Raw genomic sequence first — 14,042 nt, forward strand, 5'->3', positions numbered from 1 at the left:
CGCAGGGAGCAAGGCTCTCCCTGCGGTTTTGGTCAGGCCGCGCGAACGGTACCCAGGAACTTGCCGACTTCGAGCTTGAGGCGATTGCTGTCGCCGGACAGCGACTGCGCCGCCGCCAACACCTGCGAGGACGCCGAGCCGGTCTCGCTCGCGCCGCGCTGCACGTCGGTGATGTTGGACGACACTTGATGGGTGCCTTCCGCTGCCTGCTGCACGTTGCGGGAGATTTCCTGCGTCGCGGCGCCCTGCTCTTCGACCGCAGCGGCGATCGCCGAGGAGATCTCCGACAGCTTCTCGATGGTGTCGCTGATGTCCCTGATGGCGCCGACCGAATGCTCGGTCGCGGCCTGAATGCTGGCGATCTGCTGGCCGATCTCACCGGTCGCCTTCGCGGTCTGCTCGGCGAGCGCCTTGACTTCGGAGGCGACCACGGCAAAACCGCGGCCCGCTTCGCCGGCGCGCGCGGCCTCGATCGTGGCATTGAGCGCCAGCAGGTTGGTCTGGCCGGCGATGGTGTTGATCAGCTCCACGACGTCGCCGATCCGCGTCGCCGCCTTCGACAACTCGCTGACACGGTCGGTCGTGGTACGGGCCTGGCCGACCGCCTCGCTGGCGACCCGAGGCCCGGCAGCACCACGGAGAAATCGCCGCCGGCGAGCTTCTCCATCGCCGCCGTCAATGCGCGCATGGGCCGCGCAATGCTGAAGACGGAGAAGATGCACGCCCCGATCAGAACCAGCGCGACCAGCACGCCGGCGACGAACGAGGTCCGCGCGACGGACGCGGCCTCAGCTTCGGCTTCGGCGCGGGCTTCGGAACTCTTCTGCTTGGCAAAGTTGATGATCTCGTTGGTCAGCTCCGATATCTCTTCGTTGATCGGGCCAGCATCTCCTTGCGGATGCGGTCGACCTCGGCCACGAGCTTTGCGAGCGGTGCTGCCGCCTCGCCGTCCTTCTTCGCGCTCAGGGCGAGCTCCTGCTTGCGGATCGCTTCGATCTGCTGTTGCCCCTTGCTGAAATTGCCGACCAACACGACCAGGCGGTCGATCCGCTTGTGATTCTCCGGCGAGCGCGACAGCTTCGCCATCTCGTCCGCGAATTTCAGGGCCGCGGTCTGCCGATCGTTGAAATAGGTGACGGCCTTCTGCAACTCGGCCGGCGACGTGGAGCTCAGGATGTCACGAATGCCGATCTGCATCCCGCGGACCGACGCTTTGGCTTCCGCGGCGCTTTGCGCGATCGACTGCTGCCCCGATGCCCCATTGCTGAGCTTCTGAACCGCAGCGTCGCCGTTCATCTGGAGGACGATCATCAGCGCGACGAGCGCGATGGTGAGTGCCGAGGTCACGGCGAGCTTGGTGCCAATTCGCAGGTTCTGAATGAACATCATCGACATAATCCCCGGATACGCATTGCCGCGCCGACGCGCGTGAACAGTCCGGGAAGGCTAACCGCGAGGTTACTCATTAACGTTAAGGGTGGCCGCGGCAGCCTGGGTAGAAATACTGAAATCGTGCTTAAACTACTGCAGTTGCGCACTTTTCACGTGCAATGAAATGGAACTCGCGGATTTGCACGCGCTGGCGTCCGTTAACGGTTGCCCGTTCGCGGTCATCAGCACACGGTCTCACCGACCAGGCTGACGCGGAAGACCGGCTTCTTGTTCTCGTCGAGCAGCTCCATGCTCCACTTCGCGTTCGGCTTCAGGTTGCGCGCGATGCTGCCGAGCAGGTTGGCGCAGACCTCGCTCATCTCGGCCCAGGCGGCGGCGCGATCCTCGAACTCGTACGGCTGGTCGGCGGCGCCGGAATAACGACCGGTGCTGATGCGAAAGAAATACAGCGACATCGTAGTACCCTTGCACCCCCCGGCCCTGCGCAAACTGGGACGCGAGTCGCTACCAAGGCATGAAAGCCGCCGTCCGTATGACTACGGCGCGGCGGCTTGGTGACCGATGAATATTTTCAACGACAAAATGCGCGGGCGGTCCCGCGCAGCCAGCTCACTGGGTCGAGCGGCGCAATTCCAGCGGAGCGTCGTTCCTGGCGGGCTCCGATTTGGCTTCGGACTTCACCGGCTCGAGCCGGCTGCTCTCGACACGCGGCGTCTCGACGCGCGCGGCGACTTCAGTGTTGGACGCAGCGACCGAACCGGTGCGCTCCGAAGAGCGCAGCGAGCGCGGACGCGCCGTCGCGCGGGCCATCAGCATCTGATTGCCGCCCTGGTGGTGGAAGTCGCAATAGGCGAAGCCCATGCCCGACACCGAGCCGCGGAAGCTGCGATCGTCGGTCTTTTCCAGGTTGAAGCAGGGCTCGAACGGAATGCCCTTGATCGAGGCGCAGACGTTCTGCCCGCGGATCTGGAGCGTGTTGCCGGGCAGGCGGAGATGCTTCACCGGGCCTGCGCCCGAGAACTGCACCGCGCCGGCGGCGCCGAGGTCGTCCAGGATGCGGCCTGCGCCGCGGGTACCGTCGAAACAGGTGAAGGCGAACACCTTACCGGCAACGAAGCGGCGCGCCTCGTCGGCGTTCATGCTTCCTGCAATGGCCGGCGCAAACGTCGCTGCCGCCGTGACAGCCCCCAACACAATACGCGCAAGCATGCTCAACTCCGAACCAACCCCAGCGCGGGCGATGCCTTATCTCTTTACCCGCTGCTTACCATACTAACCAAGGCAACATTGAAGCAGCTTGGTTGGTAAAGTCTGAACGCCGTTAGACAATTTTTACCACGATGCGGCCGCGGACCTGACCGGCGAGGATTTTCGCACCCCATTCCGAAACTTCCTCGAGCGGAATTTCATGAGTAATTTCAGATAGTTTTGTCCGGTCCAGATCCGAGGCCAGACGCTGCCAGGCGGCTTTCCGCGGCTCGATCGGGCACATCACGGAATCGATGCCGAGAAGGCACACCCCGCGCAAAATGAAGGGTGCGACAGAAGACGGCAGGTCCATGCCGGCCGCCAGGCCGCACGCCGCGATCGCGCCGCCATACTTCGTCATCGACAGGAGATTCGCGAGCGTGGTCGAGCCGACGCTGTCGACGCCGCCCGCCCAGCGCTCTTTGGCGAGGGGCTTGGCCGCCGCCGACAATTCATTGCGGTCAATGATCTCGGCCGCACCGATCTCTTTCAAATAGTCGGCTTCCGAGACGCGGCCGGTCGAGGCGATGACGTGATAACCGAGCTTCGAGAGCACGGCGGTGGCGACCGAGCCGACGCCGCCGGCCGCGCCCGTCACCACCACAGGGCCGCTCTTCGGCGACAGGCCGTGCTTCTCCAGCACCAGCACCGATAGCATCGCGGTGAAGCCGGCGGTGCCGATCGCCATGGCGTCACGCGCCGACAGGCCCTGCGGCAAGGCGACCAGCCAGTCGCCCTTGACCCGCGCCTTCTCGGCATAGGCGCCGAGATGGGTCTCGCCCATGCCCCAGCCGGTGCAGACGACCTTGTCGCCCGCCTTCCATTGCGGATGGGAGGAGGTTTCAACCGTGCCGGCGAAATCGATACCGGCGATCATCGGGAAGCGACGCACCACCGGCGCCTTGCCGGTGAGCGCGAGGCCGTCCTTGTAGTTCAACGTCGACCATTCCACGCGGACCGTGACATCACCATCCATCAGCTCGGCATCGTCGAACTGCGTGAGTGCGGCGGTTGTGCCCTTGTCCGCCTTGTCGATCCGGATCGCCTTGAATGTGGCCACGACTGAACTCCCTAGGCTTGTTTCAGGGGATGTTTAGCCGATCAGGCAGGCTGCGCAACCGCTCGCTGAACCGGTTTCTCCACGATCGGAAGATTGATCAGCGCGGAGAGCACGCCGAACAGGATCGAGAGCCACCAGATCGGCGTATAGGAACCAAACTTTTCGAACACGATGCCGCCGAGCCAGACGCCGAGGAAGCCGCCGACCTGATGGCTGACAAAGGCGAAGCCATAGAGCGTGGCGAGCCAACGCGTGCCGAACATCAGCGCCACCAGCGCGGAGGTCGGCGGCACCGTCGACAGCCAGGTCAGACCGGAGACCGCACCGAATGCGATCGCCGAGAACGGCGTGATCGGGAACGAGATGAAGGCGAGCGTCGCAAGCGCGCGCGTGAAATAGATCGCGGAGAGGATGTAGCGCTTGGGCAGCGAGTTCTGGAGATAGCCGACGCTCAGCGATCCCATGATGTTGAACAGGCCGATCGCCGCGATCACCCAGCCGCCGGTTTGCGTCGAGATGCCGCGATCGACCAGGAACGCCGGCAGATGCACGGTGATGAAGGCGAGTTGGAAGCCGCAGGTGAAGAAGCCGAGCACCAGCAGCACATAGGAGCGATGGCCGAAGGCTTCGGCGAGCGCTTTCGTGAAGGTCTGCTCATCCGCTGGCGTCGCATTGGCCGTGGTTGCGACCGGCGGCGTCGAGAGCGCCAGCGACAACGGGATGATCAACAGCATCAGGAAGCCGAACACGGTGAGCGCTTGCTGCCAGCCGAAATTGTCGATCAGTGCGACGCCGATCGGCGCGAACAGGAATTGGCCGAACGAGCCCGCCGCAGTGCCGGCACCGAGCGCGAGGCCGCGCTTCTCCGCCGGCAACAGCTTGCTGAACGCCGACAGCACCAGGTTGAACGAGCAGCCGGCGAGACCGAATCCCACCATCACGCCCGCGCCGAGATTCAGCGACAGCGGCGTCGAGGAATAGCGCATCAGCAGCAGGCCGCCGGCGTAAAGCAGCGCGCCGACGCACATCACCCGGAACAGGCCGAAGCGATCGGCGACGGCGCCGGCAAGGGGCTGGCCCAATCCCCACAGCAAATTCTGGAAAGCGATCGCAAGGCCGAACACGTCGCGGCCCCAGGCGAATTCGTGGCTCATCGGCTGCACGAAGAAGCCGAGCGCCGAGCGCGGGCCGAAGCCGAGCATGCCGATCGCACAGCCGCAGAGAATGATGATTGCCGGGGTGCGCCAGGAGGAGGAACGCGAGACCGGACCGAGTTCGCCCGCTTGAGTGGACATGGGTTCCTCATCAGTCGCTGGCGGATCCGGGATAGGCAACCGCGAGTCACGCGTTTAATGCAGATGCATGAAGATCCCAAGTCAAAAATGATTGCGTTCCACGAAGGGCTGCCGCCGGAGCGTTGCGTTTCATCGTGGCTGTCCCCGACGCGCCGAGCGCGATTTGACGGGAATGTGTGCGGCTGGGGCTAGCGGCCCGCTCGGGCGCGTGTTATCTTCGATCTACTCAGATTGAGTATATGTAAGCTCTGGCGAAACCCCACCGGCCTCTCGGCCGGATTTCTCAGGCCCTATATATACTCACATGGAGCATAATTAGCATTGGGAGGCTTCGATGCCCATCACTGGAATTTACGGCCCCGACGACTTCGCCAACCGGCCGCAGGGCCAAGTCCCCGCCCCTCCGCGCGCCATACCAGCGCGAACCGGCCCCGCGCTGCCGAAGCCCTCACTGGAATGGACTGCGGACGTCGAGCGGGCCACTGCGCCGCTCTATGAGCGCGTGAAGCACGTGATCCCCCCGATCGAGTGGCCGCTGATGGCGCCGATGATCAAGGCGATCAACGAGCTGAAGCAGGCCCGGGGCGCGGTCATCCTCGCGCACAACTACCAGGCGCCGGAGATCTTTCATTGCGTCGCCGATATCGGCGGCGACTCGCTTCAGCTCGCGATCGAAGCGACCAAGGTGAAGGCCGACATCATCGTGCAATGCGGCGTGCACTTCATGGCGGAGACGTCAAAGCTGCTCAACCCGGACAAGATGGTATTGATCCCGGACGCGCGCGCCGGCTGCTCGCTCGCAGACAGCATCACGGGCGCGGACGTTCGCCTGCTCCGCGAAAAATTTCCCGGCGTGCCTGTCGTCGCCTATGTCAACACGTCGGCGGACGTGAAGGCGGAGGTCGACATCTGCTGCACCTCGTCGAACGCGGTGCAAGTGGTCGAGAGCCTGAACGCACCGACCGTGATCTTCCTGCCCGATCGCTACCTTGCAACGTATGTCGCGTCGAAGACCGACGTGAAGATCATCGCCTGGAAGGGCGCCTGCGAGGTGCACGAGCGCTTTACGGGCGAGGAGCTGCGCGCCTATCGCGAGGCCGACCCGTCCGTGCAGATCATCGCGCATCCCGAATGTAGGCCTGATGTGCTGGCGGAAGCCGATTTCACCGGCTCGACCGCGCACATGATCAACTGGGTGCGCGAGCGGCGGCCGCGGCGGCTCGTCATGATCACGGAATGCTCGATGGCCGACAATGTCCGCGCCGAGCTGCCTGACGTGGAGATGCTCCGCCCCTGCAATCTCTGCCCGCACATGAAGCGCATCACGCTCGCCAACATTCTGGACAGCCTGCTCACGCTTGGCGAGCAGGTCACGATCGATCCCGCGCTCGCGGAACGCGCGCGGCGCTCGGTCGAGCGGATGATCAATCTGAAGAATTGAGAGTGAAGCATGCAAGACAACATCCACAACCTCACCCGCAGCACCGATGACGTCGTCATCGTCGGCGGTGGCCTCGCCGGACTCTTTTGTGCACTGAAGCTCGCGCCGCGGCCGGTAACGCTGATCTCGGCCGCCCCGCTCGGACAGGGCGCGTCGTCCGCATGGGCGCAAGGCGGCATCGCTGCGGCCGTGGCCGAAGGCGATAGCCCGGAGGCGCACGCCGCCGACACCATCGCCGTCGGCGGCGGTCTTGTCGATGAAGCGGTCGCACTCGGCATCGCGCGCGAGGCGGCGCCACGAATCCATGACCTGCTCGCCTATGGCGTGCCGTTCGACCGTGACCTCGAAGGCAAGCTCGCGGTCGGCCGCGAGGCCGCGCATTCGGCGCGGCGCATCGTGCATGTGCGCGGCGACGGGGCCGGAGCCGCGATCATCGCGGCGCTGGGCGAGGCCGTGCGCCGCACGCCGTCGATCCGACTGATCGAGGGCTTCGTTGCGGAAGCGCTGTTGACCGAGGACGGCGCGGTCACCGGTCTTCAATTGCGCGAGGCCGGCAATCCCGCTGCACGTCCGCTTCTGATGGCCTCTCGCGCGGTGGTGCTGGCGACCGGTGGCCTCGGCCATCTCTATGCCGTCACCACCAACCCGCTCGAAGCCAGCGGCTCGGGTCTTGCGATCGCAGCACGCGCCGGCGCCGTGATCGCCGACCCTGAGTTCGTGCAGTTCCACCCCACCGCCATCATGGTCGGGCGCGACCCGGCGCCGCTCGCAACGGAAGCGCTGCGCGGCGAAGGGGCGACGCTGATCAACGGCGATGGCGAACGTTTCATGCTCGCGCGCCATCCGCTGGCAGAGCTCGCGCCACGCGACATCGTGGCGCGCGGCGTATTCGCCGAGATCGCGGCCGGGCGCGGTGCCTTCCTCGATGCGCGGCAGGCGCTCGGCACGCGCTTCGCCGACAAATTTCCGACCGTGCATGCAAGCTGCATCGCGGCCGGCATCGATCCCGCGACGCAGGCCATCCCGATCGCGCCGGCCGCGCATTACCACATGGGCGGCATCGCGGTGGACGAGCGCGGCCGAAGCTCGATCGACGGGCTCTGGGCCGGCGGCGAAGTGTCGTCCACCGGTGCGCACGGCGCCAACCGGCTCGCCTCGAATTCGCTGCTGGAGGCCGTGGTCTACGCCGCCCGCATCGCCGACGACATCGCCGGCCGCGCGATCCCCTCGCCTGCCCGCCTTCCCGATGCGTTGGTGACGTCGCGTGGCGGCATGACGGACGCTGCCGCCGTGAAGCGGTTGCGAACGATGATGAGCGCGCATGTCGGCGTGATCCGCAACAGTGACGGGCTTGCGGAGGCCGTGCGCAGCTTCGCCGCAGTCGAACGCGGGCCCGCAAGCATCGCTCTCCGCAACATGGCGGCATCAGCCCTGCTCGTCGCGGCTTCCGCGTGGAGGCGGCGCGAAAGCCGCGGCGCGCATTTCCGCTCCGACCATCCGGCGGATGTCCCCACGCTGGCACAGAGAACGATGACGACGCTCACGGAGGCACGTGAGATCGCGGAGCGCCTGAGCGAGCGTCCGCTGCCACGCACCGCCCGACCGATGATCGCCTGATGGAGTTCCCCATGATCACCCCGACGTCACTGCTCTATCCCGACGCCTTCCTGTCGCCGCTTGCGATCGACGAGGCCGTGCATCGCGCGCTCGACGAGGATCTCGGCCGCGCCGGCGACATCACCTCGCTTGCGACGATCCCGGAGGCGACCAAGGCGCAGGCCGTCCTGGTCGCCCGCCAGTCCGGCGTGATCGCCGGCCTGCCGCTGGCGCTGGCGACGCTGCAAAAGCTCTCGCCCGACATCGACGTGCGCGCGCATGTCCGCGACGCCGCACGGGTTGCCCGCGGCCAGCACGTGCTGACGATCACGGGCCCGGCGCGCGCCATCCTCACGGCCGAGCGGACCGCGCTGAATTTCGTCGGCCGGCTGTCGGGCGTCGCGACGCTCACGGCCGACTACGTCGCGCGGACCGAAGGCACGACAATGCGCATCTGCTGCACGCGCAAGACCACGCCGGGGCTCCGGGCGCTGGAGAAATACGCCGTGCGCTGCGGCGGCGGCTTCAACCACCGCTTCGGGCTCGACGATGCGATCCTGATCAAGGACAACCACATCGCGGTCGCCGGCGGCATCCGCCCGGTTCTGGAGCGCGCCCGCGCGCATGCCGGTCATCTCGTCAAGATCGAGATCGAGGTCGATACGCTCGCGCAACTCCGCGAGGTGCTCGGCACCGGGCTCGCCGATGCCGTGCTGCTCGACAACATGGACCTCGCGACGCTGCGCGAGGCGGTGCGGCTCAACGAAGGGCGCCTCCAGCTGGAGGCATCCGGCGGCGTCACGCTGGACTCGATCGCGGCCATCGCGGCGACCGGCGTCGACTACGTCTCATCCGGCGCGCTGACACATTCGGCGCCGAATTTCGACTGCGCGCTGGATATCGAGGCGTGAGCCACACCGTCATGGCCGGGCTTGTCCCGGCCATCCACGCCTCACCTCGCAACACAAAGAACGTGGATGCCCGGGACAAGCCCGGGCATGACGAACTTCCGTGAATGATTATCTTCGCTCGCTCACACCCATCTCGGCGGAGCTCTTGGCTTCCTGGGCGAGCTCGGCAGAGAGCGCGGCGGTCTGGGCCGGGGTGCCCCAGCTCGGTTCTTCGCTGCCGTCGCCCCAGGCGCGCGGGCGATAGAAGGTGTGGACGCCGGTCTTGTACATCTTCTTCATCTCGGCGACCCAGGACGGACGCACCCAGTAGGCGTGGTAGTGCGTGGACTTGCCCACTTCGGGCAGCCAGATCTGGCCGTCGAGCATCGCCTTCGAGATCTTTTTCGCGCGCTCCCACATCTCGGGCTCGCGGATCACGTCGGCATTGTTGTCGCAGGCGAAGGTGAACTGACACGCCAAATGGCGGTGCTTGTTCTGATAGACCGCGCCGCACACGGTGTCCGGATATTTGCCGGAGAAGACGCGGTTCATCACGACTTGTGCAACCGCCATCTGGCCACGCACGGCCTCGCCGCGCGATTCGAAATAGACGGCTTCGGCGAGACACTTCTCGGCCTTTGCGCGCGACTTGTCGTCGAGCGCGAGCCGCTCCGCCGGCGATCTGGCGCGCTGGTTGTCGGCGTTGACCTCGCCCTTCGGCGCGACGCTCTCGCCGCTTTCGATGTCCCTGGCGATCTCGGCCGACGGCGGCGACAGCGCGGCCGTCACCTTCATATCAGGATCGGGCATCACGATCAGCGGCTCGGCGCCGGGCTGCCAGCTCTCGATGCTCTCGAGATTGCCGCCGAGCGAGGAGCTCCCGAAAAACAGGTTCGAGGTCTTGACGCGGAAGGGATCGCGCGGCGCTGCGTCCGGAAGGGTCGCCCGCTTCAGCGCCTCGAGCGGCTGGACCGCGAACGCGCGCGCTGCGTCGCTGGCTTGTGGCGGATTGGAATATTGCGGCAGCGGCGGCGCGCGCAGCGCTTCCTGAAGCTCGGAATCGAGCGCCGCCGCGGACTCCGGCGACATGATTTGCGGCAACGCGGCGGTCTTGGCGCCGAACACCGAGCTGTTCGATGTCGCGGGATCTTGCTGTGCCGGCGCGGCCGATGGTGCGGTCGTCTCGGGAGCCTGCGTGGGCGTGACGCTTGCGAGGCGATCCCCCTTCATGGAGCGATCGACCTTGGGAAAATCGGCGGCCTGGTACCGCGGCGGCGCCTGAAGCGCAGGATTGCGGCTGATCGCGCCGGTGACGTCGCGACCATCGAGGCTCGCGAGGCGAACCATCGCGCTCTGCGGAAGCGACGTGCCGATCGGACGGGAAAAGCTGTAGGTGGCGAGCTGGATCGAGGACGCGGCGGAAAACACCTGCTTCTGCCAGCGCTCGGCGACGCCGGGCTGACGCGCCAGCAACGACGCGATATCCTGATAGCCGGTCTCTCTCGGCATCAATGCGAAGATGCAGAGACCGATTCCGAAGGACGCGAACCGCGCGCCCTTCGGATGGTTACGCAACACTGACATCGACACGCTCACGCTACGCTTACGCCAGAAAAATCGAACCGCAGTACGTCCGTACAATTCGATCTTTATCGTCAGTATCCAATTTAGGTTGCCGGGGCGTTAATCGGCGTTGCGCGTGCGGCACACTCAAGCGATTGCAGGCGGTTTCACGGGCAATGATGCACGTTGGTAAACGCCGCCTCTCGTAAAGCGGTAAACATTCGGTCAACGCGAATGGTGAAGGAACTCTTGCGCGCGCGTATCATTACGGGACGCGCGACGGGTTCCGTTGTTTGTGCGCAGTGAGTCCGCTTCATCGGTGTCATGCCCCGGCTTGACCGGGGCATCCAGTACGCCGCGGCCTGTCCGCTCAACCACAACGGCCTCGGCGTACTGGATCGCCCGGTCAAGCCGGGCGATGACACCGAGTGTGTGGCGCTCGCAAAGACGCGTGGATGGAGTGTCGTCTGAAATGAAAAGAGGCGGGGCTTTGCCCCGCCTCTCTCAACTCAATCCTGATCTTGCCGCTTACGCCTGACTAGCAATCGCCTTGCCGAGCGCCGCCTGCGCCGCCGCGAGACGGGCGATCGGCACGCGGTAGGGCGAGCAGGAGACGTAGTCGAGGCCGATATCGTGGCAGAAGGCGACGGAGGCGGGATCGCCGCCGTGCTCGCCGCAGATGCCGACCTTGAGCTGCGGACGCGTCTTGCGGCCGCGCGCGACGCCGATCTTGACGAGCTCACCGACGCCTTCCTGGTCGAGCGCGACGAAGGGATCGACCGGGAGGATGCCCTTGGACACGTAGGTTCCGAGGAAGCTCGCGGCATCGTCGCGGCTGATGCCGTAGGTGGTCTGCGTGAGGTCGTTGGTGCCGAACGAGAAGAACTCCGCGCTCTCCGCGATCTCTGCCGCGAGCAGGCAGGCGCGCGGCAGCTCGATCATGGTGCCGACCTGGTAGGCGATCTTGGTGTTGGTGTCGCGCATCACGGCTTTCGCGGTGGCATCGATGCGCGCCTTGACGAGGTCGAGCTCGGCCTTGGTGGCGATCAGCGGCACCATCACCTCGAGGCCGACGGCCTTGCCGGTGCGCTTCTCGGCCTCGACTGCGGCCTCGAAGATCGCACGCGCCTGCATCTCGGCGATTTCAGGATAGGCGATCGCGATGCGACAGCCGCGGAAACCGAGCATCGGATTGAACTCCGAGAGCTCGCGCGCACGGTCGGCCAGGCGCCGCGGGTCGGTGTTCATGGCGCGTGCCACTTCCTCGACCTCGGCATGGGTGTGCGGCAGGAACTCGTGCAGCGGCGGGTCGAGCAGCCGGATCGTGACGGGCAGGCCCTTCATGATCTCGAACAGCTCGACGAAGTCGGCGCGCTGCATCGGCAGCAGCTTGGCCAGCGCGGCGCGGCGCGACTGCTCGTCCTCGGAGAGGATCATCTCGCGCACCGTGCGGATACGCGTCTCCTCGAAGAACATGTGCTCGGTGCGGCACAGGCCGATGCCTTCCGCGCCGAACTTGATCGCGGTGCGCGCGTCCTCCGGCGTGTCACCGTTGACGCGCACGCCGATCTTGCGGACCTGGTCGGCCCATTTCATCAGCGTGCCGAACTCGCCGGACAGCTCCGGCTCGATCATCGGCATGCGGCCGGCGAGCACCTGGCCGAGCGAGCCGTCGATGGTGATGACGTCGCCGGTTTTGAAGGTACGGGAGCCGATGCTCATGGTGCCGCGGCCGTAATCGACGCGGATGGTGCCGCAGCCGGAGACGCAGGGCTTGCCCATGCCGCGCGCGACCACCGCCGCGTGCGAGGTCATGCCGCCGCGGGTGGTCAGGATGCCTTCGGCGGCGTGCATGCCGTGGATGTCTTCGGGGCTGGTCTCGATGCGAACCAGGATCACCTTGCGTCCGTCGGCCTGGAGCTTGGCCGCCTCGTCCGAGGAGAACACGATCTCGCCGGAGGCCGCGCCGGGCGAGGCCGGCAGGCCGGTCGCGATGACGTCGCGCTTGGCGTCGGGATCGATGGTCGGATGCAGCAGCTGGTCGAGCGAGGCGGGATCGATCCGCGTCACCGCTTCCTTCTTCGAGATCAGCCCTTCATTGGCGAGCTCGACCGCGATGCGCAGCGCCGCCTTGGCGGTGCGCTTGCCGCCGCGGGTCTGGAGCATCCACAGCTTGCCCTGCTCGACCGTGAACTCCATGTCCTGCATGTCGCGGTAGTGCTTCTCGAGCAGGGTGTAGATCCGCGTCAGCTCCTTGAAGGCTTCCGGCATCGCCGCTTCCATAGACGCCTTGTCGGAACCGGATTCCTTGCGCGCTTCCTCGGTGATGTCCTGTGGCGTGCGGATGCCCGCCACCACGTCCTCGCCTTGCGCGTTGATCAGGAACTCGCCGTAAAGCTTGCTCTCGCCGGTCGAGGGGTTGCGGGTGAAGGCGACGCCGGTCGCCGACGTCTCGCCCATGTTACCGAACACCATGGCCTGCACGTTGACCGCGGTGCCCCAGGATTCCGGAATGTCGTGCAGCTTGCGATAGGTCACCGCGCGCGCATTCATCCAGGATGAGAACACCGCGCCGATCGCGCCCCAGAGCTGGTCGTGCGGATCCTGCGGGAAATCCTTGCCGGTCTCGCGCGCGACCGCGTCCTTGTACTTGCCAACCAGCCCGACCCAGTCCTCGGCGCTGAGGTCCGTATCGAGCGTATAGCCCTGGCTGTCCTTGAAGGTGTCGAGGATTTCCTCGAAGTGATGATGCTCGAAGCCGAGCACCACGTCCGAATACATCGTGATGAAGCGGCGATAGCTGTCATAGGCGAAGCGACGGTCGCCCGACAGTTCCGACAGCGCTTCCACGGTCTCGTCATTGAGGCCGAGATTGAGCACGGTGTCCATCATGCCCGGCATCGAGGCACGCGCGCCGGAGCGCACGGAGACGAGCAGCGGGTTTTTGACGTCGCCGAACACCTTGCCGGTCAACTTGCCGACATGGTCGAGCGCCTTCTCAACCTGCGACTGCAATTCCTTCGGATAGGATTTGTCGTGTGCGTAGAAGTAGGTGCAGACCGAGGTCGGGAGGGTGAAGCCGGGAGGCACGGGAAGGCCGAGATTGGCCATCTCGGCGAGGTTGGCGCCCTTGCCGCCAAGCAGGTCGCGCATCTCCGTCCGGCCCTCGGCCTTGCCGTCGCCGAACGTGAACACCCATTTGCCGGCCTTGGCCGCGGCTGGCGCCGCCTTGGCGGGCGCGGCCTTTTTGGGGGCGGGCTTCACGGCAACCTTCGGCGCTGCCGACTTGGTCGCAGCCTTCGCCGCGGGCTTTGCAGCCGACTTTACAGCCGGCTTGGCAACCGTCTTGGCGACCGGCTTCGGGGTGCTTTTGGCGAGCGCCTTGCGAGCCGCCGGCGCGGCTTTCCCCGCGGCGGAGGACTTTGATTTCGCTGGCGTTTTCGCTGGAGTTTTATTGGGCTTCGAGGCGGCTTTGGCCATAGCTTGCACACAACCTGCGAGAGGAAAGGGAAATCGCGCGCCTTACACCACTTTGGGCAGGCCCGCGCAAGTCGAAG

9 protein-coding genes and 1 pseudogene are annotated in these 14,042 nt (G+C 65.8%); 3 read left to right on the forward strand and 7 right to left on the reverse strand.

What is annotated here, in order from left to right; translation table 11 throughout:
• Positions 1–32 precede the first annotated feature (32 nt).
• The 5 genes and pseudogenes from HAP41_RS50430 to HAP41_RS35745 all read right to left on the reverse strand — a co-directional run bounded on the left by HAP41_RS50430 (position 33) and on the right by HAP41_RS35745 (position 4,995).
• A pseudogene (locus tag HAP41_RS50430) lies at positions 33–1,389 on the reverse strand (methyl-accepting chemotaxis protein).
• A 224-nt stretch (positions 1,390–1,613) separates the two neighbouring features.
• Positions 1,614–1,847: a DUF6894 family protein gene (locus HAP41_RS35730; RefSeq protein ID WP_028152150.1), complete on the reverse strand. Its 234-nt coding sequence runs from the start codon at positions 1,845–1,847 to the stop codon at positions 1,614–1,616.
• Positions 1,848–2,001: 154 nt separating this feature from the next.
• Positions 2,002–2,601 (reverse strand): hypothetical protein, encoded by a 600-nt coding sequence (locus tag HAP41_RS35735; RefSeq protein WP_166086373.1) that lies wholly within the window; start codon positions 2,599–2,601, stop codon positions 2,002–2,004.
• A gap of 112 nt (positions 2,602–2,713) precedes the next feature.
• Entirely contained in the window at positions 2,714–3,700 is a 987-nt protein-coding gene (gene acuI / locus HAP41_RS35740; protein WP_166086370.1) for an acrylyl-CoA reductase (NADPH), read from the reverse strand.
• 41 nt (positions 3,701–3,741) lie between these two features.
• The gene (locus tag HAP41_RS35745) at positions 3,742–4,995 is read right to left on the reverse strand and encodes an MFS transporter (RefSeq protein WP_166086367.1); all 1,254 of its coding nucleotides are present in this window, start codon (positions 4,993–4,995) and stop codon (positions 3,742–3,744) included.
• A 334-nt stretch (positions 4,996–5,329) separates the two neighbouring features.
• On the opposite strand from HAP41_RS35745, the gene nadA reads away from it, so the two are divergent.
• From nadA to nadC, 3 genes are read left to right on the forward strand one after another with little or no spacing between them, the layout of a single operon-like run.
• Positions 5,330–6,436, forward strand: coding sequence for a quinolinate synthase NadA (gene nadA / locus HAP41_RS35750; RefSeq protein ID WP_166086357.1), 1,107 nt, complete (start codon positions 5,330–5,332; stop codon positions 6,434–6,436).
• Between the two features lie 9 nt (positions 6,437–6,445).
• On the forward strand, positions 6,446–8,053 hold the full coding sequence (locus tag HAP41_RS35755; protein WP_166086319.1) for an L-aspartate oxidase: 1,608 nt from the start codon (positions 6,446–6,448) through the stop codon (positions 8,051–8,053).
• Positions 8,054–8,064: 11 nt separating this feature from the next.
• The gene (nadC, locus tag HAP41_RS35760) at positions 8,065–8,943 is read left to right on the forward strand and encodes a carboxylating nicotinate-nucleotide diphosphorylase (protein WP_166086307.1); all 879 of its coding nucleotides are present in this window, start codon (positions 8,065–8,067) and stop codon (positions 8,941–8,943) included.
• Positions 8,944–9,051: 108 nt separating this feature from the next.
• On the opposite strand, the gene HAP41_RS35765 is transcribed toward nadC, so the two are convergent.
• Together HAP41_RS35765 and ppdK are read right to left on the reverse strand one after the other, a co-directional pair.
• A complete protein-coding gene (locus HAP41_RS35765; protein WP_166086278.1) occupies positions 9,052–10,506 on the reverse strand; it encodes a cell wall hydrolase in 1,455 nt (484 codons plus the stop codon).
• A gap of 507 nt (positions 10,507–11,013) precedes the next feature.
• Entirely contained in the window at positions 11,014–13,965 is a 2,952-nt protein-coding gene (gene ppdK / locus HAP41_RS35770; RefSeq protein WP_166086246.1) for a pyruvate, phosphate dikinase, read from the reverse strand.
• Between the last annotated feature and the right edge of the window lie 77 nt (positions 13,966–14,042).

Origin of the sequence: Bradyrhizobium barranii subsp. apii, assembly GCF_011516635.5 — a bacterium.
GTDB classification, from domain to species: Bacteria; Pseudomonadota; Alphaproteobacteria; order Rhizobiales; family Xanthobacteraceae; genus Bradyrhizobium; species Bradyrhizobium barranii.

Bases quoted from the DNA above. Each gene is read 5' to 3' on its own strand.
- HAP41_RS35730 (WP_028152150.1), bottom strand. From the start codon at position 1,847: ATGTCGCTGTATTTCTTTCGCATCAGCACCGGTCGTTATTCCGGCGCC.
- HAP41_RS35735 (WP_166086373.1), bottom strand. From the start codon at position 2,601: ATGCTTGCGCGTATTGTGTTGGGGGCTGTCACGGCGGCAGCGACGTTT.
- HAP41_RS35745 (WP_166086367.1), bottom strand. From the start codon at position 4,995: ATGTCCACTCAAGCGGGCGAACTCGGTCCGGTCTCGCGTTCCTCCTCC.
- nadA (WP_166086357.1), top strand. From the start codon at position 5,330: ATGCCCATCACTGGAATTTACGGCCCCGACGACTTCGCCAACCGGCCG.
- HAP41_RS35755 (WP_166086319.1), top strand. From the start codon at position 6,446: ATGCAAGACAACATCCACAACCTCACCCGCAGCACCGATGACGTCGTC.
- nadC (WP_166086307.1), top strand. From the start codon at position 8,065: ATGATCACCCCGACGTCACTGCTCTATCCCGACGCCTTCCTGTCGCCG.
- HAP41_RS35765 (WP_166086278.1), bottom strand. From the start codon at position 10,506: ATGTCAGTGTTGCGTAACCATCCGAAGGGCGCGCGGTTCGCGTCCTTC.
- ppdK (WP_166086246.1), bottom strand. From the start codon at position 13,965: ATGGCCAAAGCCGCCTCGAAGCCCAATAAAACTCCAGCGAAAACGCCA.